General features: G+C 58.9%; 4 protein-coding genes. 3 read left to right on the forward strand and 1 reads right to left on the reverse strand.

Annotation, left to right across the window (positions count from 1 at the left end; translation table 11 throughout):
* Positions 1-219 precede the first annotated feature (219 nt).
* Entirely contained in the window at positions 220-1,467 is a 1,248-nt protein-coding gene (gene pepT, locus DXD56_RS09840; protein ID WP_117630037.1) for a peptidase T, read from the reverse strand.
* 120 nt (positions 1,468-1,587) lie between these two features.
* Between pepT and DXD56_RS09845 the strand changes: the two genes are divergently transcribed.
* From DXD56_RS09845 to DXD56_RS09855, 3 genes are all read left to right on the forward strand, one after another.
* Complete coding sequence (locus DXD56_RS09845; protein WP_117641079.1) at positions 1,588-2,010, forward strand: metal-dependent transcriptional regulator; 423 nt, start codon at positions 1,588-1,590, stop codon at positions 2,008-2,010.
* A gap of 10 nt (positions 2,011-2,020) precedes the next feature.
* A complete protein-coding gene (locus DXD56_RS09850; RefSeq protein ID WP_117641080.1) occupies positions 2,021-2,914 on the forward strand; it encodes a homocysteine S-methyltransferase family protein in 894 nt (297 codons plus the stop codon).
* A gap of 158 nt (positions 2,915-3,072) precedes the next feature.
* Positions 3,073-4,473 carry a phosphoglucomutase/phosphomannomutase family protein gene (locus tag DXD56_RS09855; RefSeq protein ID WP_117630036.1) on the forward strand — a complete coding sequence of 467 codons (1,401 nt, stop codon included), beginning with the start codon at positions 3,073-3,075 and terminating at the stop codon, positions 4,471-4,473.
* The last annotated feature ends 443 nt before the right edge of the window (positions 4,474-4,916 follow it).

Here is a 4,916-nt window from a genome sequence, read left to right on the forward strand (position 1 = left end):
GGGCTGACAATTTCGACTGTAATGGACGTTCTTAAACGACTGGTCAAAGGGGACACTCTTGATGCACTTGGCAATGGACGTTCCTTTTGTGCCGGCAGTTTGGGACACTCCTTGCGTTAAGAGGCTGGCGTGCGTCAACCTGTTCTCATTGCAGCAAAAAATCGCCCCGTTCTTGGTTGAGGACGGGGCGATTCGTCTTTTTGACTTGTGCAGCCAGGCTTATGCAAAGCGGGCGACGAGCTCCTGGAGCACGTCGGTCATCTTGACGAGCGAACTGACCGGGACGAATTCGTTGACGCCGTGGTAGCAATAGCCGCCGGTGGAAAGGTTGGGGCAGGGCAGACCGCGGAACGACAGCTGCGCGCCGTCGGTGCCGCCGCGAATCGGCAGCACTTGGGGCTCAACGCCGCAGGCAAGGTAGGCTTCCTTGGCAACATCAATAAGCTCGGGAAAGTCACAAACGATCTCGGCCATATTTCGATACTGCTGCTTAATCTCGACTGTCACGCGCTCCTCACCCAGACGCTGGTTGAGCATCGAGGCGGCGGCATCAATAAGGTCGAGTTTCTGCTGGAACTTGGCGGCGTCATGGTCGCGGACGATATAGCGCGCTGTGGCGTGATCGACGGTCGCAGATACACCCTCAAGGTGATAAAAGCCCTCGTAGCCTTCCGTATACTCCGGACGCTGCACGTAGGGGAGCAACGCGTTGAAGTCGCAGAACAGATTGCCTGCGTTGACCATACGGCCCTTAGCGTCGCCCGGGTGGATGGACTGGCCCTCAAAGCAGACAGTCGCCTCGGCGGCGTTAAAGCACTCCCACTCCAGCTCGCCGATGGGGCCGCCGTCGACCGTGTAGGCGTACTTGCAGCCAAAGGTATCGATATCCAGCAGCTCGGCTCCGTGGCCGATCTCCTCGTCAGGGCAGAAGCAAATGCCGAGTGCGGGATGGGGCAGAGAAGGGTCCTGAGCGATACGCGCGACAAGTGACATGATCTCGGCGACGCCTGCCTTGTCGTCCGCGCCCAGCAGCGTGGTGCCATCGCTGCAGACCAGGTCCTCACCCGCGAGGTCATTCAGGGCGGGAAGCTTGGCGGTACTCATGGCAACGGGCTTACCGTCAACCGTGCCGCAGACCAGGTCGCCGCCTTCGTAGTGCACGATGTGCGGCTTCACGCCGGCGCCCGGTGCAACTTCGGTGGTGTCGAGATGGGCGATCAGGCCCAGGGCGGGCTTGTCCTCAGCGCCCGCACTTGCGGGGATATGCGCGCAGACATAGGCGTGCTCGGTCACGTGGGCATCTTCCGCACCAAGCTCGCGCAGCTCTTCAGCCAGCACGTTGGCAAGGTCAAACTGAACGGTGCTCGAAGGTACCTGGTCGCAGTTTGCATCCTCGGACTGCGTGTTGATCTGGACGTAGCGCAAAAAGCGTTCGAGGACATCGGGGTTCGTGGTGGTGTTTTCCATAAAGACCGCTCCAATCTTGGTCGTCGTGTGCAACAAGAACTCTAGCACGGTATGCCACGGCATACCGCGACGCTTGGATGGGGTAGAATCAGCCATTGAATGCAGAAGGGACGGAAGATCATGGATACGACAAATAGCTCGCGCGAACTACATCTGACGGTGGCGAACGAAGACTACTTGGAGTGCATGGTTCGCATTGAAAGCGAAGAGGGGGAAATCAACGGCGTGCGATCGGTCGACATCGCGCAGCGCCTTGGCGTCTCCAAGGCATCGGTCAATAAAGCGGTTTCGGCGCTCAAGGCATCCGAGCTTGTCGAGCAATCGCACTACGGCAAGGTAGTCCTGACCGATCGCGGCCGCGAGGTTGGCACGGCTATCTGGTACCGTCATCGCCTCGTCCGCACGTTTTTGGTTCAGGAGCTCGGTGTCGAATTTGAGCGAGCCGATTCCGAGGCCTGCATGATGGAGCATGCGCTATCCGAGGACACGATGAACCGCTGGCTCGCCTATCTCGAAAAACAGGGAATCAGCGTCGAGGAATAGCGGGATATGTATGGATACGAGTTATTACAACCGCTTTGGTGCCGAGGAACTTACGCGCCGCTTGTCGAGCGAGACCTTGTTGGCGCAGGGCCCCATGGGCAGTGTTCTGTTGAGTGAGTACGATGCCGCCGATATTCCACCGGCGTTTTGGAATCTGGCAGAGCCGCAGACCGTTTCTCGTATCCATCGCTTGTATGTCGCCGCCGGCGCGCAGGTACTCATTACCAATACCTTTCAGGCATCAAGCTATGCCCTCAAGCACGACCAGATTGCGCCGTCCGTGGCGGAGGTCAATCGCGGGGCCGTCGACGATGCCCGCCAGGCGCACCCTCAGCTGCTGCTGGGCTCGATGGGTCCGATCGGTATTGAGTGGTTTGCCGAGGACTCTGCCGAGTTTCGTGAGATCCGAGGCATTGCGCGCGAACAGGCGCACGCCTTACTCAATGCTGGTGTTGATGGTCTGCTGATCGAGACGGTGACGTCTATCCGTAATTTGCAGCCCATGCTTGCCGGCGCTCGAGATGCCGCTGACGGCATGCCTGTCCTGGTGAGTTTTGTCGTTGATGACAAAGGCGACCTGTTGGGCGATGGCCTCAATATCGAGGCAGCCGTTTTGTACGCCGAAAAACACGGCGCAAGCTCGGTTGGTGTTAATTGCTGTTCGCTTGCGGCCGCGAACGCGGCGGTGCCCAGGATGGTTGCATCGGCGACTACTCCCGTCACGGTGCGTCCCAACGTGGGCGATCCGGTCCAGACTCAGGATGGCCCCGTATGGCACGAGAACCCCGAAGCTTTCGCGCGCGCATGCATCGAATGGAGACATGCCGGTGCCGCAATGGTGGGCAGTTGCTGTGGAACCACGGCAATCACTACGGCAGCGATGGCCGAGGCGCTCGATATATAAAGGGCAAAACCGCTCCATACGGGGCGGTTTTTTTATTGCTTGCATGTCCTCGGCAGCATTTGCCCAAATGGTGAATGCTGGTGCCGGCAGGTTGCCGAGTGTGTATCGCGGGTATACCTCATGCGTACCATGATCCAAACACTGTGAGGTGTCTGCGCGTGTGCGCGATAATTCATTTTGGAACTGACGGTTGGCGCGCTCGCGTCGATGAGGACTTCACTGCCGATAACGTTGCCCGTATCGCCGATGCCGTCGGCGAGTTGTGGCAAAAGACCAATCCGGGCAAAACGGTATATATAGGGTTCGACACTCGACCCCTGGCGCGCGAGTTCGCTGAGCTTGCGGCGGGTGTGCTAGCAGCGCACGGGCTAGACGCCGTGCTCGCTTCGCGACCTGTTCCGACCCCTGCTCTTACGTGGGCGGCGGCTTATGACGGTGAGGCGTGCGGCGCGCTCATGGTGACGGGGTCCCATCATCCGCAGGGTTATCTGTGTCTCAAGATTCGCATGGGTGACGGCTCGACCGCCAACCAGGATGTCATCGAAGAGCTCGAAGAGACCATGGCTCCCGAGCCAATGGGGATCGAGGGGCAATATCGCACCGCGGATATCATTCCTGACTATATGCAAGCGGTGGCATCGTTTGTCGATGCCGAAGCCATCCGCGCCGCGCACCTGCGCGTGGTTGTTGACCCCATGGGCGGCGCAGCCCAGGGCTATCTAGCCGACTTGCTGCGCGAGCTTGGCGTTGAGGTGCACGAGATTCACGCCGGGCAGGCGCCTGACCAAGAGGATATCTGCCCCGACCCCGTTGAGCCGTGGGTGGACGCTTGCGAGCATACGGTTATCGAGGACGGAGCTTGCGCTGGCCTGGTGACCGACGGCGACGCCGACCGTATCGGCGCGGTTGACGAGCGCGGCAGATATATACATCCGCATCAGATCATGGCGCTCGTTTTGGGCGACTTGGTTCAATTTCGTAATTTGGAGGGGCGCGTCGTCGTCAATCTTTCGTGCTCGACGCTCGTGCGTCGCATTGCCGAGGCGCTTGGCTGCCGCGTGACCGTCAAACCAGTCGGTTTCAAATATATAGCGGCAGAGATGAAGAAGGGTGGCGTCCTCATAGGCGGCGAAGAAGCCGGTGGTATCGGCATCGCCGCGCATATGCCCGAGCGCGATGGAATCCTCGCCTGTCTGATTCTGTGTGAGCTTATGGCAAAGACGGACGCGCCTTTGGGCGTTCTGGTCGACCAACTCGAGGACAGTTTTGGTAAGACGAGTTACGGTCGACGCGATTTGCGCCTTGAGGCCGAAGATGCCGAAACGTTACGAACCCTGCTGCCGGGCGTAAACCCCAAGTCGATTTGTGGCAAGGTGCCGCAAAACGTTAGTCATATGGATGGCTTGCGTTTAGCATTCGAGGATGACACGTGGCTGCTGGTCCGTCCTAGCGGGACCGAACCAGTGGTGCGCGTCTACGCCGAGGGGTTCTCGGTGGAAGAGCGTGATGAGTTGCTCGATGCTGGCTGTGCTTTAGCTAGGGGAACGTATCCGCTTTAACCATGAGACTGCCTTATATAAAGAGATGCTCGGCGAGCGGTAGTTAACGGCTGGCAAACGTTAGTCGGATCCCAAATTGTGTAGGAAATGTGTACGCCCAGATTCCCGCCCCCGGCGCCCCTCCGGTCTGGCAATATATCTCCTTGCCGCGCGGCCCGGTCGAACCGGATGGACCGCAAAGCGTGCACCTTGAGAACCGGATACTGCGAGGATGGACACATTCAGTGTCGCATCCGGGCAGACATCGAACCATTTGAAATGGTCTAACTTGGATTTGTTTTTCGCAAGGCCGCCGAGAGGCGGCCCCGAGAAATTCCTTTTCCTATACTAAAACCATATGAATCGAACGGAACCGATCAGCGTAACAGTTGTGAGGACCGGACGGGCTCGAAGCCCAGAATATTTGGACGGAGAGTTCGATCCTGGCTCAGGATGAACGCTGG

The organism is Collinsella sp. TM06-3, from assembly GCF_003436395.1.
In the GTDB taxonomy this organism is placed as follows: domain Bacteria; phylum Actinomycetota; class Coriobacteriia; order Coriobacteriales; family Coriobacteriaceae; genus Collinsella.

Bases quoted from the DNA above. Each gene is read 5' to 3' on its own strand.
- DXD56_RS09850 (WP_117641080.1), top strand. From the start codon at position 2,021: ATGGATACGAGTTATTACAACCGCTTTGGTGCCGAGGAACTTACGCGC.
- pepT (WP_117630037.1), bottom strand. From the start codon at position 1,467: ATGGAAAACACCACCACGAACCCCGATGTCCTCGAACGCTTTTTGCGC.
- DXD56_RS09845 (WP_117641079.1), top strand. From the start codon at position 1,588: ATGGATACGACAAATAGCTCGCGCGAACTACATCTGACGGTGGCGAAC.